This window comes from Anaerorhabdus sp. (assembly GCF_036641015.1).
GTDB lineage: Bacteria > Bacillota_I > Bacilli_A > Erysipelotrichales > Erysipelotrichaceae > Anaerorhabdus.
Map to the genome: position 1 here is coordinate 1 of NZ_JAVWFO010000009.1, position 23,683 is coordinate 23,683.

A 23,683-nucleotide genomic window follows, 5' to 3' on the forward strand; every position below is an offset into this window, starting at 1 on the left:
ACTACTGTTAACAATGACATGATTCTAAAACCTCAAAATCATCATTTTACAGTTAAAATACTGAATAATCATATTCAATAGTTACTATTTTATTGGTCACTACTCCAATTAGATCACTATTTTCTAACAAAATTATACTTGTTTGATATTTTTTTGCAATATCTTCAATGCATTTAGTCTGATTAGGGTCTATAAGTGAAGATATTCCTCTAAAAATAAAATAATTGATTCCAAATAACCGTTTATATATATGTATTATTCTATCAATTGTATCTAAACATGATTCATCTTCTGCTGAAAAATCAACACCTGATAGTTTCAATAACCCAGCTATTTCCAGTTCATCTTCAATCATATAATCTAAATCAAATGAATCTAAGTATAAACTTAATAGTTTTAAAATTTTTCTATTCTCGTTTATATATTCAGATTTTATATCAATATCTGAATTTATATAGTTGATTAATTCTTTACTTACCTTGGTTAGAATTGCTTTGTTATCCAATTCAAAAGATAGAACATCCGATACAAACAATAAATCTTTATACTTTAATCGTTGATCATAATCAAAAAACACCAAATCGTTTTGTTCATTAAAAGATATACGATTCAATAGTGTTAAACATGTTTTCAAATATAATTGTTGGGGTTTTATACTTAAAATACCAATTTCTCCTTCATTAATTGTTAAATCTTTGTCTATACCAAATACTTTAACTATCATAAAACAATCATTCTATCAGTATTATTAAGTTTATTACTTTGAGCAGCACCACATATATAATTAATATCAGCAAATTGCTTTTCTGTAATACACATACTTTGTATTGTTCCTTTTGAAGGAGAAACCTTTTTTATTTTATTTAAACAAAGTTCAACAGCATTATAATTCATTGCCAACTTACAATATACACTTTCTTGCATCATAATAAATCCTTCATCTATCAGAATCTTACGAAATTTTCTATAACTTCTTCTTTCACCCACCGTTAAAGTAGGTAAATCAAAAAATATCAAAACTCTCATAAACCTATTCCTCATAATACTCAAATATTTCACTTTCAATTATTCCATCATGCAAGTTATCTAAACATTTCTTAATGAAAATTGAGAGAATTTGATTGAAGTACATGGACTTACCATAATAAATGAACTTAGAATTTAATAAATTAACCAATTCTTTCTTGTACTCTATAGTGAACTCATCATTTTCATGTAGATAGACATAATCATCAACCATAGGCCTAAATATTTCCATTAAATCACATCCTAAATTAAATGGATTTGTTGGACCTCTATGATGAATACCAATTTGAGTTACATAACCATTATTTACAATTTCACGGTTAATGGCTGACAGAATAATTGAATATCCATAATTTAAAGCTGCATTTATACAATTATCTTGATCTCTTGAAAAAGAATTACCAAACAATGAATTAAAATAAACTTTAGCAGCATGTCCTTCTCTATTAGTTATATCATTAGCTTCTACATGCTCCATGTAATCTAATAATTGACTATATGTGCTAATACCATTTTTCTCCAATAATCTACTCTGATATTTTATTTTATATTTAACAATTTCTTTCCATAATAAATCGCAACTATCTTTCATCCAAGCTGATGATTTTTCTAGTTTTCTCGCTGTATCAAATGCACCATAATAAGGATTAATTTCGCATGATGGATTATGTTGTTCATCACAGAATACAATCTTTATTTTGTATTCGATAGCTTTATTTATCAAATATGTTGATATTGTAGTCATTGTTGAATCAATTAAAATTGTATGTATTTCAGATAAGTGAATCATATTTACATCTTCATTTCTGACTACTAAAAAATTATTCTTAAAACTTAAACAACATTGTTTAGATATGTATATTGTTCGCCACGTCATAACTTCTTCAGCTCTCTATATATACCTGAAGTTGATTCGAACATAAATACAGTACTATCTATATTCACATTACCAACTTTTCGTCTTCCATATTCGATAATTTTAAGCTTGTTTTCATTACTGTTAATATTAATACATCCCTGATTTAAACCATATAGAACACTATTTATTATTTTGAAAAGTTCATCAATATTAACTTCATTTTTCGTTATATAGTTAATGATTGTTTCATTATTTTTCTGCATAAACTCAGCTTTAGAACTTATTTTATTTAGTATTGTAACCAGTAATTTCTTAACAGGGTCAACATAATCATTCGATAGTTTTCCTTTCATTAAGAAGTAAAGCAATTCTTTATCTTCATCATTTAGGAATATCTGTTCAATAATCCGTAGTTCATTCATAGAATTAAGAGTAAACTTTGTTCCGTTCATAATAATTGGAAGTCCTAGTGGTATTTTTTGTCCAATTACAAATTCATCAAAACCACAATGTTTTTCAATATAACTTAAGATATTTTTTTCATTTATTGAAAAGATAATAGGAATAGATACTAATTTCTTATCAATCTTCTTTCCTTTTTTATATTTAATAACGAATCCATAAGCTTGTTTTGCGCTTGCATATCCACCATACTTCATCGGATCCTTATTTGCTTTTAATGGAAATATTATTGATTTCGAATGCTTAGTCTTATCAACACCTTGAATTGTTTCATCATAAAACTTACCAGTTCCATAGTCTGTTTTATATGTTAAGAAATAGTCTTTATAGTTAAATATTTTCTTTATATATTCTATTTCTTTTGTTCCTTCCCATATTAATTCGCCTGTATTCTTATCTACAACTTCATTACTACTCATTTGTTGTATAACAAAACTTGATAAATTAGCATTTGAACCTCTATTTCTAATAGATTCCTTTATACGTTTAGCTATTTCATTTTCGATTTTATTATATGTACCAACTTCATTAATTAAAGATATATCTGGATATTTTTTTGTAATAAACATACCAATTCTTGCGCATAAATACGCATCATGAGCATGATGAGTCTTATTTAAGTTTCTAATCTTATATAAATTATACTTATCTCTGAATTCACTTCCTAAAGATGCTTTTACAGAGAATACATTAGAATCATAAAAGTTTTTTACCAAATGAGCTACATGTTTGATTATTTGTCTGGTTTCTACTAGTTGCTTGTTGACAAAACCAACACGCTCATTATCAGATATTGTTGTTCTTGTTAAATTAAAGTATTTCTTTTTACTTATTAAACCAGCATTTAACAATTGTAGCCAGTAAGCTCTCATCTTGTTGATTATTTCTGGTTTAAGTAAAAGATCATCACTTTTCTCTCTATTTTCTTCTGATAATACTAATACTTTATTATCAATAGAATTATCTTTTATATATGCTTGAGGTAAAACATGATCTACATCATAATTAGATAAATTTTCAAAATCCAGTTTTTTTCCAGAATACATTGACTTTCCATTTTGTAAAATATATAAAAGTACTTTCTCATTATTGGCATCTAAATTATCTAATTCTTTATAAATAAAATGATTTTTCGTTATCTTTTCTCCATCAATAACCATTTCTTCTTTAATCATTTTTTCATAAATAGATTTAATCATTTTATTTCTTGGAATAGATCTCTTTTTATTTTTATCTTCTTCCCTTGCAAACTCTATAAAAATATTTGCAGGATCACACTTAAAATATTTCCTGAAATCTTCAAGAATTTTAACAGATTGCCAAATACCTCGCTTTAGCGCAGGTGAACCTGCCAAACAGGAAATGTCATCATACGAGATCTTATGATTGTCTTTTAAATCATTTTCTTCATCTATTAAATCTTTAAATCCATATTTTTCTTTATTGATGATTTGCATCAAGTTTAAAGGAGAATTCTCTAGCAATTCAATTATTGTACATGGATTTCCCTTGTCATCTCTACCAATTAATCCGTTTAATAGTTTCTCAGATAGGCGAGAATATCCTTTATAGTTTTTAGCAAGAATCTTCTTTAATTGATCAGCCGTAATATAAGAAAATTCATTCTTAATACGGGTATGAATGATATCTTTCTCATTATATACCGTTAACCATTCAATTATTCTCTCAATATCCTCTTCATGATCAAGATAAGTATCACCAAAGATATTTTTGAAATCAATATAAGGTTTTAAACTTGTTGCAAATTCGTTTTCTTTTTGAAAACCAGTAATCTCAGTGATTTCTTTTCTATGTTGTTTATCAATTAAAAATTGAATTAGGTCTTTTTTTGTAATCTTCCCTTTTTTTAGAAATAGTCCGTTAATGATTTCCTTTTTCTCATCTGTGCTCAGCCTAAAACCATCAACTTTTAATTGATTAAGTTCACTTAATACCTCATATTTAGTAATTATCAATGAATTTTTAGGTAACACTGGTTCTGCTAATAAATATGTACAATGACTCTTCATTCTATCTATAAATTTCTTAGCAGTTTCTTCTTTATTAATTACAGTATCAAAATTCCATGGTGTAATCTTTTCATTTGATTTCTTCTCTACCCATGACCATTTACTATTTTGATTCAATGGGCCAACATAGTAAGGAATTCTAAATAATAGTATTTTCTCTATTTTCTCTTTATTTTCTTTAAGACTTGGATAATATACTCCTTGGTTTTCTAGAATTATTTTCATTTCTTCTAAGTTTAATTGAACTGGAATTACTCCATTACTTGTGGAGTTTTGTTTTAATAGAAAACTATTACTTTCTACTTCCCTTAATATCTCTTTTGCTTCATCGGAATTGTTGTCTTTTAGTACTTTTTTTATTTTTGCATATAAATCTGGCAGTTTGCACTTGCTTGGCTTATTTATATACGCATAATAGTTTAAATTTTTGTCACTATTATTACTAAACATATCTTTATAATCTTCATGATTATAATACTTTATTAGAACATCCTTAAGTTTTACTAGATCTGATTTATGTTTATCATAACTTGCTACCATGCTTGAAGAAATCGTTCCACTTGTATCTCCTACAATTCGTTTGAGTAAGTAGATACTATATAAATCTTGTAATGCAATCAAAATATCTTGTTGATCATCTAACTTAGAACTTGCTTCATCAATTTTAGTTTCAATATTCTCGTCACTAAAAACAATCTTTCCTAAGTCCTCTTTCAAAAAGATTTTATCTAAATTAAACTCATATCCTAAAATAGCCTTTGTAACTTCTGTTAACGCATCAACTACTTCTTTTCCAAATCCTTGCTTTTTAAATGTATCGATTGCATCCTGTCTTATTTCCATTCTTGCGATTGGTCTACCCAGTTTTATACTGAAGTCGTTATAATCAAAGTCATTTAAACCATCTTCAAATATTTCGTTTAGAGAATCTACAATAAATTCTAATTGTTCAATTTGCTTGTTAGTTTCAGATAAGTTAATTTTTTGACCTTCATACAAAAAATTTCCTCTGTACTTAATCATATGATGCAAAGCTAAATAGATAAGTCTTGGATCTTTTTTTTCTTTATTCTTAATTAATTCTTCTCTCAAATGATAAATTGTTGGATATTTCTTATTATATTCTTTCTCAGTCATTAATCCTGATAATAAGTATGAGTCTTCATTAAAATCTTTAAAAGACGACTTTTTGTCATCACTTATCATATAACTTAAATCTAATTTTCTATAAAAATTCTCATCAATTGGACTAATATCGATACTCATTATATCTCTTAGTAAATTAACTCGTTGTCTTCTTCTTAGATATCTTCTCTTTGTCGCGCGGTACATTCTTGTTGATTGCGCTGATTGGGCGCCATCAAATAAATTTGCACCCCATAAGTTCTTATTACCTTTTTTTAGTAGTTTTCCATTATTATCAACTACAGCAAACCCTACTGAACCTGTTCCGATATCCAATGCTACGTTATAATTCTTCATCATCAATTTCCTCCTTTTATGATTGACAATTTAGTTTTAATAATTTAATATGAAGTTGTTAACAAATCACTACTGTTAACAATGACATGATAAAGTTAAAATAAAGCTTTAGCTTAAATGCTGCTATGCAGTAACTAATTATTTAGTTGAGAAAGGTTGGAAACAACCTTTTCTTTTTGTATTAAAGAATCGTGCTAACTCTTTATTTGCACAATAAATATAACAACCCTTCATCCCACGAGTCATTAATGTTCTATATGTATTTTTAATGATTAAATCAGCTTGTTTTAGTGCTTCTTCAGGGTTTTCTTTATAAAGTTTCTTAATACCTTTAAGAGATTGATCTGTCTTAGCACGCTTTGTAAAATCTGTAATAATATGTTCACCATTAAATTGAATATCATCACCTATAATCACACCTACATAGTCAAACTCTAAACCTTGGCATGTATGAATACAACCTATTTCATTAACAGATTTCTCGTCAATTGCCCATGTAGAAGTATTATCTAGATTCCAGCTCATTCCAAAGTTATATCCAGGTATTGTCACGTCAAAAATACCAGAGTCTTTTCTAGTCTTCTTATTCCAATCCCAACAATATCCTGCAACAATTCTCGATTTATTGTTAATCTTGTTTTTCTCGATAATTGCTTTTCTTAATTCATTCGGATCATCGAACACTTTGAAATCATAATCAAAGTCAAAATCAATATTCGCTGTTTCTTTTATTTCTAATAGATTATCCAGCCACGCTAGATATCCATCTGAACCATTACACCTAAATTGTGATTCTAAAACAACATGTTCCACTTCTGCATTGAATTCTTTTGCATATTTCTCAATAGTTTCTTGGTCTCCAATATCGTCCATCGTTACTCTTTGGTTTTCATCAATAAAGAATATCGATAGTTTTGCACTATTGATAATTTCCTTAATTTGATTCTCACCCTTGTTTTTGAACATACCAGATTTTCCATTTAGGCGATGTGCTTCATCCACAACTAATACATTATAAACATTTGTTTCAGTACTAAAGAAAGAACCAGAACCTTGGAATAAATTCTTAACATAATTCTTTTTAAAATCACCTGCAAGCTTTTTATAGAATACTTCTCTTGGTGCTGAATTTTTAGTGACATATGCTACATTTTTTGAGCGGTTAAGTATTTCAACTAATAGATTAATGGCTAATACTGTTTTACCAGTACCAGGTCCTCCTTCTACAATGAGTACTCTTTTCTTTCTATCAATCTCTACTGCTCTATCTAGTAACAATGCTTCTTCATATATTACCTTTTGTTCATCAATTAGTTTAAATTCTTTATTTCCTTTAAGCATACCAGATAATGTATCTTGTAGTCTTTTTGATGGTCGTATTTTCCCATTATCAATGGAATAAAGTAAATCTTTATTATCGCCATATTTAATATGTTTTTTTATAAATGCTCTAAGTTTTACTACATCTCCACTACAGAATACAGGTGCCATCTCTATATATTCATGATATATATTGCTTACTAAATCATCATTTTCTTTTAATTTATAGTTATGCAAATATGCACAAGGATATAAATCAATCAATTCTTTTTGTACTGTTTCATTAAAATCATAGATTAATGAAGCGTAAGAATAAGCTTGATATGATGGATGAGTAGCATCGTGAATACCACGATTTAAATAAGTGCGTACTATTCCATCTTTTCTTTCTTCCTTTTCACAACTTTCCCATTGTTTTAATTCAATAATAATGACTGATCCCTTGTTGTTATGATCAAACCCAGAAACAATAAAATCTACACGTTTAGATGTAGTTGGTATATTATATTCAATTGCAACTCCTGCTTCATTTGGGATTTCATTATCAGATAATACTTTATTCATGTACTCCATTGAATTCTTCCATGAACGTATTTGTGACTCATTACTTTTTCCAAAAAATCTTTTATATTCATTATGAATCTTGTCACATATCCTGTCATTTAAGACATCTGTTAAGAAATCGCCCTTAATCCCTTGATATACGAGCATTCTTAAACCCCTCATTCATTACTATAAGGATATCAAATTATTAATACTTTAACAATATTATACGTGCCACACTCATCATTAAGTACGTTTATCAACAAAAAAAACCGACTTTCATCGGTTAATTCACTATACTGGCAGGGGTGGAGAGGATCGAACTCCCGTCTGTGGTTTTGGAGACCATCATACTACCATTGTACTACACCCCTGTGGTGACTCGTACGGGATTCGAACCCGTGAATGACGCCGTGAAAGGGCGCTGTGTTAAGCCGCTTCACCAACGAGCCATTTGCTAGTGCTTTGATATAATACCATAAACACCTATCTAACACAAGAATTTTATGCATAAAATGGTAAGAAAATGATTTGTGGTTACATCATTTTTTGAATACAATTCCTACTTATAACTAAAGGATTTAGCATATGTTATATAATCATCACACAAATATCATGACATACCATCTTTAATGTATCGTTTAGTATTCATTTTGTATCCGACAAATGTAAATCTAAGTTGTCAGATATCAACCAAACTTATATAATTAATGAGTAAGAGTATAGAAACGAGGAAATTATGACTAAAAGAACTAAAACCATGTCTACTGGCTTAGTTGTTACATTATGTATCCTAATGATATTAGTGACTACAGGCGTTACAACTTTCCTAGTCCTTAAAGAAACATACAAAGGATCATCAGTAGCTTACAGTAATCAATTAATCAAAGATTTACCTAAGAAAGGATTAAATAGAACTATTGCTGGTTTCTTCTATAGTGATGAAGAAATTAAAGCCATTCAAAATGGTATTGATGAAACAGATGTAATCATCAAAACAAGAGAAGAAGTTAGTCCTGATGGTATTGAAATTCATGCCCTTAAAGGTTCAACATATCAAGCCTATATGATGATTGTATCAAATCCTGAAGACTTGATGGTTGCAGTTAATCCATATCTTGACTCTGGTGCTCCAGGACCATCATTAGAAGAATATATTGAAATGTATGATGGTATTGCTGGTATTAATGCTGGTGGATTTGAAGATGCTAATGGTAAAGGTAACGGTGGACAAGCCTGGGGAATCGTAATCTCTGAGGGCGAACTTGTCAGTGGATACCCTACAGAATATGGACCAGTTATAGGAATCAACGAAGAAAATCAATTAATCGTAGGTGATATGTCCGCTCAACAAGCACTTGATTGGGGAGTACGTGATGCTGTTACTTTTGGTCCTATCTTTATTAATCAATTCAAAAATGTATTTAGTAGTTCTCGTCTTGCTGGTCTTAATCCAAGGACAGCAATTGGACAAAGAGAAGATGGCACTTTCTTATTACTTGTAATGGATGGTCGTCAACCATTATCTTTTGGCGCTCTATATCCAGATATTATTAAAATTATGCAAGACTTTGGTGCTATGACTGCAGCTAACCTAGATGGTGGTAACTCTACAGTAATGGTATATGAAGGCGAAACAATAAATAGTACAGTTTCAATTTATGGTGCTCGTAATTTACCTACGGCATTTGTAGTAAAGGCTGGTGAGTAATTATGAGTACAAGAAAAAGAAGAGGAATTAAACCTGTAGCTGGTGTTACAATTCTAATCATCGTGTTATGTATATGCATAGGCACAGCATTTGCAGTTGTATTAGGTACTAAATCAAGTATGGCTAAAAAAGAAGCCAAACTTCCTGAAAGTGCAATTAGTTTATACCTAAAACAAGTTAAGAGTAATGATTTTAGTGGTATTTATGAAAATTCATTGTTAATCGATAATCATTTAAATTCAAAAGAAGATTATGACCAAGAAATCAAGAATATTTATGAAGGTGTTAACCTAGATAACTTAATTTATCAACAAGATAGTACTGATGATAGTTTATATGGTTTATATGATGGTAATGTTAAGGTTGCGACTATAAAGTTAATTAAAAGCAGTACTGGTAAGTGGTTAGCATCAACAGTATTTCAAGCTGATAATTCAAGTATAGTTGAAGTCCCAGCAGGCGTAACATTCAAAGTAAATGGTCTAGATGTAAGCAATGATTATATAACAGATAAAAATGTCACAGCAACGAATTATGAAGGTTTAGATGATCAATCAGTTGCACCAAAAGTCGTTCGCTATACACTAAGTAATTTAATATCTGAACCAGAAATTACTGTTGATAACTCAGGCTATGCTGTTATGAAAGATGTATTAAGTAATACTTACTTCATCGGAAAAACATCATCTAATTCATCACTTGAAGAAACCGCAATAAATGCTGCCAAAACATGTGCAAAATATCCTACTAAAGATGGTACATTAGGTGCTATCGGTGCTATTACAATTACTGGAAGTGAATTCTATGATCGTATTAAAACAATGGATAATCAATGGTATGCAGCTCATGGTACATCACAATTTTCAAATGAAGAAGTATTATCTTTAATCCAACAAGATGAAGATTCTATGATTGCAAATGTAATCTTTGATTATTACATCGCATCTGGAAGCACATCAAAAGAATATCATATTGGATATCAAATTAGTTTCATCAATGTTAATGGAACTTGGAAGATTGGTGGATTTGCAATTGATAATGAAATGAATCCAAAAACAAAGAAATGGTAAGAAGCGATGTTAACATCGTTTCTTTTTTTTAGTAAATCACATATAATTAAATTAGTAATAAAGAAAGGCGGTTTTTAAATGATAGATTATGCAGAAGGTACAGGTAAGCAATACCATATAGGAGTAGCAAAAGGAGAAGTAGGTCGTTATGTTTTATTACCTGGTGATCCTAAACGATGTGAGAAGATTGCACAATATTTTGATAATCCAGTATTAGTTGCTGATTCAAGAGAATATGTTACTTATACAGGAACATTGAATGGTGTTAAAGTATCTGTTACTTCAACAGGTATTGGTGGTCCATCAGCAAGTATTGCTATGGAAGAATTAGTTGCTTGTGGCGCTGATACTTTTATTAGAATTGGTACATGTGGCGGCATGGATATTAATGTTAAAGGTAGTGATGTAGTTATTGCACAAGCTGCAATCCGTTTTGAAGGGACGTCAAAAGAATATGCCCCTATTGAATTCCCTGCAGTGGCAGACTTACAAATTACTAATGCTTTAGTTAATGCTGCAGAAAAATTAGATCAACCTTATCATGCTGGTGTAGTTCAATGTAAGGATGCTTTCTATGGACAACATCGTCCTGAATCATTACCCAACTCAGTTGAGTTACAACGCAAATGGGATGCATGGTGTCGATTAGGATGTAAAGCATCTGAAATGGAATCCGCTGCATTATTCATTGTAGCAAGTTACTTACATGTTCGTTGTGGCTCTTGTTTCTTAGTGGTTGCAAATCAAGAAAGAGAAAAGCAAGGATTAGAAAACCCTCAATGTCATGACACTGACATTGCAATTAAAGTAGCTATTGAAGCATTAAAAGATTTAATTAATCAAGATAATAAGTAATTATAAAAGCCACGAGAAATCGTGGCTTTAGTCTATATTAAACTGTTGAATATACTTTATGAATTCAATTTTTTTGATTGGTTTAGAGTATAAATACCCTTGCAAATGATGACATCCCATATCAATCAGTGATTCAGCCTGTTCCTTGGTTTCAACACCTTCTGCAACTATTTCAAAATTAAGTTCATTTAACATCGAAATAGTACTTTTAATAGCTATTCTTGCTTTATCATTATCAATACGATCTATTAGTTCTTTATCTATTTTAACAATTTTAAATGGTAAATCTATTAATGATGATATATTAGAGAACCCAGTCCCATAATCATCCATGGAGAATGTAGACCCAACTTCAGTAAGTTTTTTCATCATGCTAGAAACAGTATTTTGTGAACTAGCCGCAACAGATTCGGTAATTTCTAAGTTAATAGCATTCATTGGTAAATCATATTTGTTTAATAAACTTATTAATTTTTCTGCCATGTTTTTTTGAATACATTGAGCAACAGAAATATTAACTTCAATATACTCTATACCTTTTTCACTTAACTTTTCATTTTTATAAAACTCACAAACTTGTTCAAAAACATATTCACCTATTTGAACTATATATCCTGTCTTTTCAGCAATAGGTATAAACTCTGAGGGTGAAATAAATCCAAGTTCATCATCTTTTAACCTAATAAGCGCTTCCGCTGATTTTATAGTTGTACCTTTATTAGAAATAATAGGTTGGAAATAGACTTCAAACCCTTTGTTATCAACTGCTTTTCTTATCGCATTTTCTACTTGAGAATACCTAATCGAATTAATGTTTGGCATATCAGATGCATAATTTATTACTGACATTGCAGGTACAAATGAACCAAATTCCAATATCATCTCTGCTAAATCATCAGTTTTATCAAAAGTCATACAAGCATCTGTTGGACATTCAATAACTAGTAACTGTACAAATAATTTTACTTCTAATGAATCCTTATTTATATCTGTATTAAACTCTTTATTTATTTCTTCAAGAATACTATGGTTAAATTGAGCATGAGGTATAAACATCGCAAAATGACCTTTTCCTAAATAGAATAAATGATGATCTACTTTAACAAATCTTAATAACTTCTTAGAAAACTCTCTTTGTAATTCATTCATAGCAGTAGTACCTAGTATTTGCTTAAAATAGTAATAATCTCTTATCCTAACGCCTACTACAACAAATCGTTCATTACGATCATGATACAAAGATATTTGTTCAGTAAATGCTACTCGATTTAATAGCCCAATTGAGCTAATTATTTCTTCAGGATTTTGAATGGTCATTAAGATTAGAAATAAACAAATAACTACTCCTAACATTGTAATGTATAAAGTAGGATTAAACATTTGTATTACCACTGGAACTGTAGCAAACACTACAAATGAAGCTAATGCAATACACTTTTCTTTAGGTAAAACATGTCGATTTCGTCCAACTTCTGCAACACCAAATAACAAAAAATAAAAGGCAAACAAATTTAACACTTGCACAGCAATACTTCTCACATATCGACCGTTTTCAAAGTAGAACAACCAATTGGTAAATGGATTTAAAACAATAATTAATCCCATAATAATTGCAGGAACAAAAAATAGATATTTTCTATATCCAGTAAACAGTTTCTCTTCCATTCCAGTAAGAGTTAAAACATAGTAAGTGTAAATTATTGGTAATAAATCGATTGCAATGAAATATACGTAAATAATTACTTCATGAATCATATTTGGAAACAAAATCGCAGATGAAGACATTGATAAATCAATGATATCAGTCAATGTTGCAACAAACGTTGTCCACAATAAAATAGAAAAAATAATATTTTGCTGTGTTGGTACCCATTTTTTATAATAGAAAACAAATAGCAACGATATTGAAAAAAGTAAAGCTGCTATGTCGTAGCATATATCCAATTCCATATTCATCTCCCTTATCAAGGTAACCAAATTATACTATCACCTCTTATGAAATACAAACATTCATTACACAAAACATAACTTTAATATCAATTTGCAATAAGTAAATAATTATTTTCTTTTATTGTCAAAATATTATTTGCAAATTCATTTTTAGAAGAAAAAAGATGTAGTTTTGACTACACCTCATACTAAAGCATTTTTACTAACTCTTTTAATTCCCTCTTTTGCAACTATACCAGTTAGAATACCAGTTGGAATTGCCGCAATAAGTAAATATGGAACAATTGCAATCATGCTTGCTTGTTGATAGATAAACATAACTACAAATACTTGACCAACGGTATGTCCAATTGAACTTAAAGTCGATGTAAACAATAATGATGAATTCATCTTCTTACATAGTATTAATACTATACTACTAAGGATAACTCCTCCTGATGCAATCCAAAATGTTGTACCAAATATTAAACCTCTTAATAAGTTTCCAATCACGACTCTCATTACATTAACAATAATCATTTCCTTAATACCAAGTATTTCAATTGTGATTAAGGCTATAATATTAGCTAATCCAAAGCGAATTCCAAATGGCAACGTAGGAATTAAGGTTGATTCCAAAATATTGATTGTAATTGCCATGGCACTTAATAAAGTGATATATACAAAACGTTTAGTAGAACTTGTCTTCATATCGTCACCTATTTTAACTCTACTGATATCTCATTTGGTAAACAAATAATAGGTAAATAATCATCTATTGATACCCATCCTGTTTTACTACACACATGGTTAGGACATTCTTCATTAGTAACACGCCACTGACCATCTTTAACTTCAACCATTAATTTACCATAACTACCATCAAACCAATATTCACCATCTTTGGTTGGATCTACCTCAAGCACAGTATCAGAACGATAGATAATTTTAACAACATCTTTGTTTTTTTGCATATTCATTAATTGCACACCAATAAATATCGCTGCTGCTAATGCAACTATTCCTATAATAAATACTATTTCTTTTTTCTTCATCTTTTACCACCTAACAGGAGTATTATACCAAAATTTTACTAATCTACCAAAACAGTTATATCTCTTGCCCAATTTTCTTGTCGAACACAAATCATTCCAAAGAATAATCGAACTAACTGTTCAATTTGAGTAATTAGTAAAACCCATACGATACTACTCATGCCTAGTAGATTAACACAAATAAAGGCACTAGGCAATCCAATAACCCATAAAATACCTGAATCTAAGACTTGAATAACCTTCGATTCCCCTCCAGCTCTTAAAATTGAGAAAATAATGAAATTAAATAAACGCATAGATACTTTTACCGCAAATACCCACACAATTTGTACAGCTAGTAATTGTACAAATGGATCATCTAATTTAAATATGGAAGTCATTGGGAAAGCAAATACAATCATACCAATAACTAGAATTATAGATAATAACACCGATAAGCCTAAATGATAATTTGCATCTTGTTTAGCTTCTTCTATTTTACCAGAGCCTAGTTTAACACCTAACAATACTTGAATAGCGCTTCCATATCCATAAACAATAAATAAGAATGTATTATAAATTTGATTACCAACATAATATGCATCCATACTTGATTTACCAAGTTGTCCAAATGCTTTAATAAATAAGGTTGACCCTAATCCAAATAATGTTTCATTAAAAATAAGTGGCACTACTTTTTTCAATATTGGTAATGTGAAATCTTTATCCATAATAAACATTTCTCTAAAACTTCCAAAGAATGGCTGTTTAGTTAAAATGGCATGAGTAATATACACAGCTAAGCCAGTTGATTGAGCGATAACTGTTCCTAACGCTGCACCCTCAACACCCATTTGTGGAAATGGTCCAAATCCAAATATTAAACATGCATTTAATACTGCATTCATTGATATTGTTAGAATACTTACACTAAGAGAAACTTTTGCATTTTGAATACTACGATACATATAACTAAACGCAAAGTTGATACTACCAATAACTAACCCAAACTTTGCGATATTTAAATATTGCATACTAAATTTGATTATTTCTTGATCTGGCATATAGAAAAATAGTATTTCTCTACCCGCAAATGTTGCGACTAAAAACCAGAATATTGCATTACCACCTGCTAACATTAAGCTCAAGCCAAATGTTTTCTTTAGATTTTTATAGTCTTTAGCACCATAAAATTGAGATGAAAACATGCTTGTTCCACCAATTGAACCATAAGATATCATTGAGCATAATGTATCAATTTGTGCTGCCGTACCAACTGCAGTTACCATTCCAATCCAAGATACCATTAACGTATCAACAATCCCCATACAACTTGATAATAGATTTTGCAATGATAATGGAATTGCAATCCTTGCAGTTTTTGCATAGAATGCTTTGGGTCCTATATATTTCTTTAAAAACTCCTTCATTTTGCATCCCCCTAATTTGGAAAAAATAACTCAAATGAGTTATTTTTCAATGATTTGTATAATTTCTATACTATGTTTGCTAGACATGATTGCACTTTCTGGTAAGCCATTCATAATACAATCTACAAAGTGTTGTATTTCAAATGTGAACTCACTGTTAAAATCAAAGTGTTTTTCAATGATTTGATCTTTTATTACACACTTAATATCATGACTTTTCCAAAAGTTAACAGATTCAATGTATCCATCTTCTCCATAAATCATAATTTTATTTTCCGTTTGAACATCAATTGCACCACGAACACTTGCTACTACACCATTTTCATATCGTAATAATATTTGTTCAAATCCATCACATAGTCCATTATGCGTAATAGCCATTCTAGTTTTTTCTGTTACTGCACAGTTCAGTAAACAATGTACAAATGTCAGTGGATATACCCCAACATCAAACATTCCTCCACCTGCTTCATTAGCCCAATACACCCAATGATCATCACCAAATAATTGACGGTAACAATAACTGCCATCAATATATAACGGTTTACCAATTATACCTTCTTCAATCCATTGTTTCGCTTGTTTAAAGATTGGTGTAAATACACTCTTATTAGCTTCCATAAGAATCAAATTACTTTCTTTAGCTAACTTAAAACATTCTATAGCATCTTTACTATTACCAAGTAAAGGTTTTTCACAGATAACATGTTTACCATGTTTTAATGCTAATTGTATTAATTCAAAATGGGTATGAGGTGGAGTTGAAATATACACCGCGTCAATATCCTTATCTTCAAAGCATTCAAGATAAGTATATGCTTTATCAAAACCATATTGTTCTTGTACCTGTTTAGCACGTTCTATACTTCTCGATGCTACCGCTTCAATTCTAGCACCAACAACATCATTCATTCCTTTAATAAAACGATGTGATATTTTTCCAGGTCCAATTATTCCAAAACGAATCATAATTTTTCCTCTACATTCTTAATTAAAATATCCATTGCCATTATATAACCTAAAGGTCCATGCCCCTTTACTTGTTCAATACAATAAGGAGCACAATAGGAATGATGTCTAAACTCTTCTCTTTGTTTAATATCAGACAAATGCACCTCTACAACAGGTATCGGTGATATTGCTTTTATTGCATCCGCAATAGCAACACTAGTATGAGTATATGCTGCAGGATTAATTACAATGCCATCCATGTGTTCAAAATAAGCTCTTTGAATTGCATCTACTAAATCACCCTCATGATTACTTTGATAACATTCTACATCGATATTACGTTTATTCGCTTCATCTTTAATATAAGCAATAATATTCTCAAAGTTCATTGTTCCATAGATACTCTTTTCTCTAATACCTACCATATTAATGTTAGGTCCATTAAGAATCATGAATTTCATTGTAAACCTCCTATTTATCAAATTGTTTTCTTCTCATAGTTGATTGAATAAATAATTGTTTCATTCTTTCTACATCTTCTTTTTCTAGTGTATCACGAAAATTTTGTAATTCCTTACTAAAATCATCAATTTCTTTTAGTAACATATCTTTATTCATAATAAATAATTCACTCCAAAGATTCTCATTGATTTTAGCAATTCTAGTTAAATCTCTAAAACTATCTCCTGTATATTCTACAAGATGTGTATTATCATTTGTATTCATTAAACTTACCGCTATAACATGTGTTAATTGTGATAAAAATGCTACCATCTCATCATGTTCTTGAATTGTTAAAGTAGTTACTCTTCTAAATTCTAATAATTGTGCTAACTCTGTTACAAACTCAATTGCTCTATCTGTATTTGATTCGGTTGGTGTGATAATAAAGTTTGCAGGTTTAAATATTGAAGGTGTACTAAATTCAACTCCACTTACTTCTCTTCCTGCCATAGGATGACTAGCAATGAATTCTAAATCAGATCTTAGTATCGATTGGATAGCTGGAACTATTTCACGTTTAATCCCAGTGACATCAGTTATAATTGCATTACTTTTAATCAAACATTGATTTTCTTTTATCCAATCAACAACAAGTGTAGGGTACAACCCTAGAATTACACAATCAGCTTTTTTCAAACATTCTAATGAAGTACTACCCTCATCAATCCATTTCATTTTTAGTGCATATTCAATACTATTTTCATTAATATCAACTGCTGATACCTTAAATCCTTTTTGTTTTAACCCTTGAGCATATGAACCACCTAATAAACCTAAGCCAACAATACAAAATTGAGTATCATGATTCATCATTGATTTTCTCCACATCAATTCCTAGCGAAGCTAAATCTTCAAAAAAGCCAGGATATGATTTTCTTATTGATTGTGCATCATCAATAATTAATGGTTGCTTAGCACATGTTGCCGCAATTGCTAAAGCCATTACTATTCGATGATCATTATGTCCTTGTAACTCTTTGTCACATATAAAATGAGACGGTCCTTTTATTGTAATTGAATCTTTTGTAGACTTAAAGTCAACTCCACACTTCAACAATTCACTTTCCATTGCCGCAATACGATCACTCTCTTTAATACGCAACCTTCCTGCATTTACAATATTAGTTTCACCACTTGCATAAGATGCACAGGTTGATAATATAGGTCCTAAATCAGGGCAATTATTTAAATCAATTGTACAACCTTGTAATTTTGATTGATTAAATCTGTAGCCTTCATCAAGTACCTCTACATTACATCCCATATCTCTAAGTATAGATACTATTTGCTTATCCCCTTGTAATGATTTTGTATTCAATCCGATACAATCAAGAGGACCTTGTAATGCTCCTAAAACTGCATAGAAACCTAGTTGAGAAAAATCTCCTTCAACACGCGTATCTTTTGCAACATATTTTTGATTTCCAATTATATGAATTGTTGTATCATTAACAAAATATGCACTTACACCAAAGTTCTTCATCATCTGTAATGTTAAATCTACGTATGAACGACTTTCAAATGGTGGTTCTATTTCGATAATAGAATCGCCATTTAATAGTGGTAATGTAAATAGTAAACCCGATATAAATTGTGATGATACATTGCCTTTTAATTGATATCTTTTTTTACGAAGAGATCCATTAATGATTATCTTTCCATCTTCTTGTTTAAATACCAATCCTTGGTCATTAAATATTTTTTCATATATATCTTGTGGTCTTTCCATTAATCGTTTAGTTCCAGAAAAAGTAATTTCTTTATTTGTTAATGAAAAGATTGGAATAAAAAATCTTAAGGTTGATCCTGATTCATTGCATTCAATATTAGTATCATTAATTTGTGTTAAATCTTCTACTCCATCAACAATGACATAATCATCAAACTGTTGAATTTTTGCACCTAGTTTTTTCATTCCATCAAGTGTTGTTTGAATATCTACACTATAATCTATATTAGTAATAACACTTCTACCAGTTGCTAAAGATGCACAAACAATCGCACGATGTGCCATTGATTTACTTGGTGGTATTTCAATAACACGTTTTGTTAATGATGATGGGGAAATCTTAACCTTCATACACTGAACGTCCAATAGCTTTCGCTACTTTTTTACATTTTTTAACTAGCTCTGCAAACTTCTTTGGTTTCAATGATTGTTGACCATCAGACCATGCACATTCTGGATTTGAATGTACTTCAATTATTAAACCATCTGCTCCCGCTGCAATAGCAGCAAGTGACATGCTTTCAATTAGTTTCCAATCTCCTGTTGCGTGGGATGGGTCAATAATAATTGGTAAGTGAGTCTTTTGTTTGATTATAGGAACTACACTTAAATCCAATGTATTACGTGTATATTTTTCAAATGTTCTAATTCCACGTTCACATAGAATTACATTCTTATTTCCACCAGCCATAATGTATTCAGCAGACATAATCCATTCTTCAATTGTATTAGCTAAACCACGTTTTAACAAAATTGGTTTATCAAGTTTACCTACTGCTTTTAATAAATCAAAGTTTTGCATATTACGTGCTCCAATTTGAATAATATCAACATGTTTAACAAATTCATCAATTTTATCTGCACTCATTAGTTCAGAAACTATTGGCATGCCTGTTTTATTACGTGCTTTCACCATACATTCTAGACCTTTTTCGCCCATGCCTTGGAAAGCATATGGTGAAGTTCTAGGCTTGTATGCTCCACCTCTCATCATACAACCCCCAGCAGCTTTTACTTCGGTTGCAATATCAACCATCATAGATTCACCTTCAACTGAACATGGACCACCAATTAATACAATTGGGTTATCTCCACCAACTTTTATTCCCATTACATCTATAACAGTATCTTCAGGATGAAACATTCTATTTGCGAGTTTATAAGGCGCAGCAATACGTTGAACATTTTCAACCCATTCATTTGCTTGAACACGCTTTTCATCTAATTTTGCTGTATCTCCTACTAAACCAAAAACATTAAAGTTTTGTCCAGTAATCATATTTACTTGTAATCCTTGAGATTCAAATTGGTGTACTAACTTATCAATTTCTTGTCGAGGTGCTCCCTTTTTTAATGTTATTATCATTTTATTTTCCTACTTTCTAATAGTTGTTTTAACTTATTTATTGATTCATCAACTGTTCCATTATTATCAAATTTAACATCACAATATTTTTGATAAAGTGGTAATCGTTCTTCATATAATTTCTTTACTTCATCAGCATTTTTAACTAATGGTCGATCACCGTTGTATTGTAATAAACTTACATCACGATCTAACCATATTAGATAGCCTTTCTTTTTAAGATGTTCTATATTTTTTTCTCTTTTAATAACGCCGCCACCAGTAGAAATAACACAACCTTCCTTCATGCATACATCTAGCACACATGATGATTCAATATCGCGAAATGTTGCTTCTCCATCTAATGCAAATATCTCTGGAATAGTCTTTGATGCCTTTCGAACTATTTCTTCATCTAGATCAATGAATGGCATATGATAAATATCACTAACCATTTTAGCAAGTGTTGTCTTACCAGAAGATGGCATCCCGATAAATACTATATTCTCTTTTTGTCTTTGAATATTATTTGTAATCCTTTTTATAACTTCATCATCAAGTAATTTCCCAGTAAATATCTCTACAGCTTGTTTTGCTTGTGCCACAAGCATTTCCAAACCACCAATTGCAGTAATACCTAATGATTCTGCTTGTAACACTAACTTAGTTTTACCTGGATTATAAATAATATCAACAACACTCTCTAAATTTTTAAGTTTGCTTAAATCAATTGGACTATCATCATGCTTAGGTTGCATTCCTACCGGTGTTGCATTAATTAACACTTCTACATCGTAATGATTTTTGAATAACTCTTCATATGTAATTGTAGTATCACTCTCTGTTCTAGATATTATTAAACACTCTTTTGCATCCATGTCATGAATCACAACTTTACACGCTTGAGTTGCTCCACCATTACCCAATATCGCAACTTTTTTATTTTTAATGTGAATATTGTTATTAGTTAACATCCACCAAAATCCGTAATAATCCGTATTGTATCCAATTAATTTTCCATCTTTATTTTCTATTGTGTTTACAGCACCAATTTTTTTAGCTTTCTCATCAAGACTATCTAAATAAGGAATTACTTCCTGCTTATAAGGTATCGTTACATTAATAGATATAAAGTCTTTTTCTTTCATAAACTGATCAAAATTTTCTGGCGCTAATTCATTAATTTCAAATGTATAGTCTGCAAGTTGCTCATGAATTAATTTTGAATAGCTATGTCCTAATGGATATCCTATTAATCCTCTTTGCATTGAATACCTTCTTGAAACCATGTGATTCCAAATCTTTCTATTAAACAATCTACTAAAGTAATCGCAACCATACTATCGATCACAACTCTAGCACGATGAATAATTGCTGGATCATGTCTTCCATTAATCTCTAAATGTACATTTTCATTCGTTTTAAAATTAATTGAGTTTTGTTGTTTAGCAATTGATGGGGTTGGCTTTACAACCGTTTTAAATTTTATTGGCATACCATTTGTAATACCACCATTTATTCCAGCGTTATTATTGGTTTTAGTTACAACCTTACCATTAACAATTTCGAACTCATCATTAACTTCTGATGAATACTTATCTTTAAATCCAAATCCTAATCCAAATTCTATGCCTTTAACAGCACCTACACTAAATACTGCATGTGATATTCTACTTTCAATTGAATCAAAATTAGGTTCACCAACTCCAGCAGGCATACCTAATACACATGTCTCAAGTATTCCACCCACAGCATCCAAATTCATTCTTGCTTGATCAATACAAGCAATCATTTCTTCTTTTCTATCTTGATTGATTAATGCAAATTCTACTTCATTAATCATATTAATTTGTTTTAAACATTCATCTTGATTATCTGAAAATAATTCATCAGTTATATGATGAAGTTGTGCAACATGTGTTGCTAATACTATACCTTTTTGTTTAAGTAATTGAATAGCGATTGCACCAGCTGCAACAATCGGTGCAGTTAAGCGACCAGAGAAATGTCCTCCTCCGCGATAATCTTGAAAACCATTATATTTAACTTCCGCTGCATAGTCTGCATGAGATGGTCTTGCAACTTCTTTTAATGATTCATAGTCCTTTGAGTGTTGAGCACCATTTTCAATAATGATGCAACAAGGAGATCCAGTTGTTTTTCCATTAAATACACCACTAACAAATCTTACTTCATCCGCTTCATGTCTTTGTGTTGATATTGTCCCCTTTGGTTTTCTTATATACATTTGATAATTCAATGCTTCCATATCTATTTCTAAGCCAGCAGGAACACCATCTAATACAACCCCGATTGCTTCACCATGAGATTCACCAAATTGTGTAACAGTAAATAAATTTCCTATTGTGTTTTTCATATGTTTTCCTCATGACAATTTCTTTCTAATTCATCAATTGATTTTTCTATTAACAATGCTTCACCTATCTTTGAAACTTGCACTATTGTGATAGATTTACCATCTGCTTTTTTGTCATTCGCTATATATTTGTATATTTCTTTTGGATCTAAGTGATGTTGTACTGGACAATGCATTTTTTCCAATACACGCTTTACTCTTTGTTTGATATCTTTATCTTCTAAAATTGCCAACATTCCTAGTCCAACACATTCACCATGGTAATAATCATGAAAATGCGCTGCACTCTCTATGCCATGTCCTATTGTATGTCCAAAATTTAAGATTTTTCTTAATCCTGTTTCTTTTTCATCTGCCTCAACTACATTACGTTTAATTTCTAAGGATCTTTGTAATATTTCATCTAAATAATCTAGATAATCTTCTTTTTCAAAAATTTCAAATAGTGTTTCATCACCTATTAATCCTGCTTTTAAAGCTTCAACTAACCCATTATAGAAATGGCGTCTAGGCAATGTCTTTAATACATTGGGATCGATAAGAACTAACTTAGGTTGCCAAAATGCTCCAACACAATTCTTAATACCATCCATATCAATCGCTACCTTACCACCAATGCTGCTATCTATTTGAGCAAGTGTAGTAGTTGGAATATTGATAAAATCAATCCCTCTCATATAACTAGATGCTACAAAACCTGCTAAATCACCAACAACGCCACCACCTAATGCAATCACGCAATCATTTCGTGTGTATTTCTTTTGTAACATCATCTTTAAACACATTTGATATGTTTCCATGCATTTAGATGTTTCACCTTCAGCTACCAAAAAAACATTCGCATCTTTTAATTGCGTACGTATAGACATAATGATTTCTTTTGGTACCCCTGTATCACTGATAATAAAATATCGTCTATTACAGTCTAGATATTCACTAATATCCAATAAACATCCTCTTTCTAAGACAATATCGTAACTTCTTTCACCTAAACTACAATGCATTTTCATACCTTTTCCTCCTGTA

General features: G+C 30.4%; 20 protein-coding genes and 2 tRNA genes. 3 read left to right on the plus strand and 19 right to left on the minus strand.

Going from position 1 to position 23,683, the window contains the following annotated elements:
- Positions 1–52 precede the first annotated feature (52 nt).
- The 7 genes from csn2 to RR430_RS02490 form a co-directional block, all read right to left on the minus strand.
- Positions 53–724 carry a type II-A CRISPR-associated protein Csn2 gene (gene csn2, locus RR430_RS02460; protein ID WP_332487205.1) on the minus strand — a complete coding sequence of 224 codons (672 nt, stop codon included), beginning with the start codon at positions 722–724 and terminating at the stop codon, positions 53–55.
- On the minus strand, positions 721–1,026 hold the full coding sequence (gene cas2 / locus RR430_RS02465) for a CRISPR-associated endonuclease Cas2 (RefSeq protein ID WP_332487207.1): 306 nt from the start codon (positions 1,024–1,026) through the stop codon (positions 721–723). Before cas2 ends, csn2 begins: the two co-directional genes overlap by 4 nt.
- Before the next feature lie 4 nt (positions 1,027–1,030).
- Positions 1,031–1,903 (minus strand): type II CRISPR-associated endonuclease Cas1, encoded by an 873-nt coding sequence (gene cas1 / locus RR430_RS02470; protein WP_332487208.1) that lies wholly within the window; start codon positions 1,901–1,903, stop codon positions 1,031–1,033.
- Positions 1,900–5,859, minus strand: coding sequence for a type II CRISPR RNA-guided endonuclease Cas9 (cas9, locus tag RR430_RS02475; RefSeq protein ID WP_332508601.1), 3,960 nt, complete (start codon positions 5,857–5,859; stop codon positions 1,900–1,902). Before cas9 ends, cas1 begins: the two co-directional genes overlap by 4 nt.
- A 138-nt stretch (positions 5,860–5,997) precedes the next feature.
- Complete coding sequence (locus RR430_RS02480; RefSeq protein ID WP_332487212.1) at positions 5,998–7,890, minus strand: DUF2075 domain-containing protein; 1,893 nt, start codon at positions 7,888–7,890, stop codon at positions 5,998–6,000.
- A 132-nt stretch (positions 7,891–8,022) separates the two neighbouring features.
- Positions 8,023–8,096, minus strand: a tRNA-Trp gene (locus tag RR430_RS02485).
- Between the two features lies 1 nt (position 8,097).
- Positions 8,098–8,174, minus strand: a tRNA-Glu gene (locus RR430_RS02490).
- A 287-nt stretch (positions 8,175–8,461) separates the two neighbouring features.
- Here RR430_RS02490 and RR430_RS02495 point away from each other — a divergent pair.
- The 3 genes from RR430_RS02495 (at position 8,462) to udp (ending at position 11,358) form a co-directional block, all read left to right on the plus strand.
- On the plus strand, positions 8,462–9,433 hold the full coding sequence (locus tag RR430_RS02495) for a phosphodiester glycosidase family protein (protein ID WP_332487213.1): 972 nt from the start codon (positions 8,462–8,464) through the stop codon (positions 9,431–9,433).
- A gap of 2 nt (positions 9,434–9,435) precedes the next feature.
- Entirely contained in the window at positions 9,436–10,503 is a 1,068-nt protein-coding gene (locus tag RR430_RS02500) for a hypothetical protein (protein WP_332487215.1), read from the plus strand.
- Positions 10,504–10,581: 78 nt separating this feature from the next.
- A complete protein-coding gene (gene udp / locus RR430_RS02505; protein ID WP_332487216.1) occupies positions 10,582–11,358 on the plus strand; it encodes a uridine phosphorylase in 777 nt (258 codons plus the stop codon).
- 27 nt (positions 11,359–11,385) lie between these two features.
- Here the strand turns inward: udp and RR430_RS02510 are convergent, their stop codons facing one another.
- From RR430_RS02510 to aroB, 12 genes are all read right to left on the minus strand, one after another.
- Entirely contained in the window at positions 11,386–13,308 is a 1,923-nt protein-coding gene (locus tag RR430_RS02510) for an EAL domain-containing protein (RefSeq protein WP_332508602.1), read from the minus strand.
- 183 nt (positions 13,309–13,491) lie between these two features.
- Entirely contained in the window at positions 13,492–13,998 is a 507-nt protein-coding gene (locus tag RR430_RS02515) for a Gx transporter family protein (protein ID WP_332487220.1), read from the minus strand.
- Positions 13,999–14,006: 8 nt separating this feature from the next.
- Positions 14,007–14,342 (minus strand): NusG domain II-containing protein, encoded by a 336-nt coding sequence (locus RR430_RS02520; RefSeq protein WP_332487222.1) that lies wholly within the window; start codon positions 14,340–14,342, stop codon positions 14,007–14,009.
- A 38-nt stretch (positions 14,343–14,380) separates the two neighbouring features.
- Positions 14,381–15,751, minus strand: a complete 1,371-nt coding sequence (locus RR430_RS02525) for an MATE family efflux transporter (protein ID WP_332487223.1) — start codon at positions 15,749–15,751, stop codon at positions 14,381–14,383.
- 39 nt (positions 15,752–15,790) lie between these two features.
- Positions 15,791–16,720 (minus strand): Gfo/Idh/MocA family protein, encoded by a 930-nt coding sequence (locus RR430_RS02530; protein ID WP_332487225.1) that lies wholly within the window; start codon positions 16,718–16,720, stop codon positions 15,791–15,793.
- Positions 16,717–17,163 carry a type II 3-dehydroquinate dehydratase gene (gene aroQ, locus RR430_RS02535; RefSeq protein WP_332487227.1) on the minus strand — a complete coding sequence of 149 codons (447 nt, stop codon included), beginning with the start codon at positions 17,161–17,163 and terminating at the stop codon, positions 16,717–16,719. Before aroQ ends, RR430_RS02530 begins: the two co-directional genes overlap by 4 nt.
- A gap of 10 nt (positions 17,164–17,173) precedes the next feature.
- Entirely contained in the window at positions 17,174–18,019 is an 846-nt protein-coding gene (locus RR430_RS02540; RefSeq protein ID WP_332487229.1) for a prephenate dehydrogenase, read from the minus strand.
- A complete protein-coding gene (gene aroA / locus RR430_RS02545; RefSeq protein ID WP_332487231.1) occupies positions 18,006–19,286 on the minus strand; it encodes a 3-phosphoshikimate 1-carboxyvinyltransferase in 1,281 nt (426 codons plus the stop codon). The genes RR430_RS02540 and aroA overlap by 14 nt, the downstream gene beginning before the upstream one ends.
- Entirely contained in the window at positions 19,276–20,301 is a 1,026-nt protein-coding gene (aroF, locus tag RR430_RS02550; protein WP_332487233.1) for a 3-deoxy-7-phosphoheptulonate synthase, read from the minus strand. The genes aroA and aroF overlap by 11 nt, the downstream gene beginning before the upstream one ends.
- Positions 20,298–21,548 (minus strand): shikimate kinase, encoded by a 1,251-nt coding sequence (locus tag RR430_RS02555; RefSeq protein WP_332487235.1) that lies wholly within the window; start codon positions 21,546–21,548, stop codon positions 20,298–20,300. Before RR430_RS02555 ends, aroF begins: the two co-directional genes overlap by 4 nt.
- Positions 21,533–22,657: a chorismate synthase gene (gene aroC, locus RR430_RS02560; RefSeq protein ID WP_332487236.1), complete on the minus strand. Its 1,125-nt coding sequence runs from the start codon at positions 22,655–22,657 to the stop codon at positions 21,533–21,535. The genes RR430_RS02555 and aroC overlap by 16 nt, the downstream gene beginning before the upstream one ends.
- Complete coding sequence (aroB, locus tag RR430_RS02565; protein ID WP_332487237.1) at positions 22,654–23,667, minus strand: 3-dehydroquinate synthase; 1,014 nt, start codon at positions 23,665–23,667, stop codon at positions 22,654–22,656. Before aroB ends, aroC begins: the two co-directional genes overlap by 4 nt.
- Positions 23,668–23,683 lie beyond the last annotated feature (16 nt).

Excerpts from the sequence above, each read along its gene's own strand:
- csn2 (WP_332487205.1), bottom strand. The coding sequence starts at position 724 with ATGATAGTTAAAGTATTTGGTATAGACAAAGATTTAACAATTAATGAA.
- cas2 (WP_332487207.1), bottom strand. The coding sequence starts at position 1,026 with ATGAGAGTTTTGATATTTTTTGATTTACCTACTTTAACGGTGGGTGAA.
- cas1 (WP_332487208.1), bottom strand. The coding sequence starts at position 1,903 with ATGACGTGGCGAACAATATACATATCTAAACAATGTTGTTTAAGTTTT.
- cas9 (WP_332508601.1), bottom strand. The coding sequence starts at position 5,859 with ATGAAGAATTATAACGTAGCATTGGATATCGGAACAGGTTCAGTAGGG.
- RR430_RS02480 (WP_332487212.1), bottom strand. The coding sequence starts at position 7,890 with ATGCTCGTATATCAAGGGATTAAGGGCGATTTCTTAACAGATGTCTTA.
- RR430_RS02495 (WP_332487213.1), top strand. The coding sequence starts at position 8,462 with ATGACTAAAAGAACTAAAACCATGTCTACTGGCTTAGTTGTTACATTA.
- RR430_RS02500 (WP_332487215.1), top strand. The coding sequence starts at position 9,436 with ATGAGTACAAGAAAAAGAAGAGGAATTAAACCTGTAGCTGGTGTTACA.
- udp (WP_332487216.1), top strand. The coding sequence starts at position 10,582 with ATGATAGATTATGCAGAAGGTACAGGTAAGCAATACCATATAGGAGTA.
- RR430_RS02510 (WP_332508602.1), bottom strand. The coding sequence starts at position 13,308 with ATGGAATTGGATATATGCTACGACATAGCAGCTTTACTTTTTTCAATA.
- RR430_RS02515 (WP_332487220.1), bottom strand. The coding sequence starts at position 13,998 with ATGAAGACAAGTTCTACTAAACGTTTTGTATATATCACTTTATTAAGT.
- RR430_RS02520 (WP_332487222.1), bottom strand. The coding sequence starts at position 14,342 with ATGAAGAAAAAAGAAATAGTATTTATTATAGGAATAGTTGCATTAGCA.
- RR430_RS02525 (WP_332487223.1), bottom strand. The coding sequence starts at position 15,751 with ATGAAGGAGTTTTTAAAGAAATATATAGGACCCAAAGCATTCTATGCA.
- RR430_RS02530 (WP_332487225.1), bottom strand. The coding sequence starts at position 16,720 with ATGATTCGTTTTGGAATAATTGGACCTGGAAAAATATCACATCGTTTT.
- aroQ (WP_332487227.1), bottom strand. The coding sequence starts at position 17,163 with ATGAAATTCATGATTCTTAATGGACCTAACATTAATATGGTAGGTATT.
- RR430_RS02540 (WP_332487229.1), bottom strand. The coding sequence starts at position 18,019 with ATGATGAATCATGATACTCAATTTTGTATTGTTGGCTTAGGTTTATTA.
- aroA (WP_332487231.1), bottom strand. The coding sequence starts at position 19,286 with ATGAAGGTTAAGATTTCCCCATCATCATTAACAAAACGTGTTATTGAA.
- aroF (WP_332487233.1), bottom strand. The coding sequence starts at position 20,301 with ATGATAATAACATTAAAAAAGGGAGCACCTCGACAAGAAATTGATAAG.
- RR430_RS02555 (WP_332487235.1), bottom strand. The coding sequence starts at position 21,548 with ATGCAAAGAGGATTAATAGGATATCCATTAGGACATAGCTATTCAAAA.
- aroC (WP_332487236.1), bottom strand. The coding sequence starts at position 22,657 with ATGAAAAACACAATAGGAAATTTATTTACTGTTACACAATTTGGTGAA.
- aroB (WP_332487237.1), bottom strand. The coding sequence starts at position 23,667 with ATGAAAATGCATTGTAGTTTAGGTGAAAGAAGTTACGATATTGTCTTA.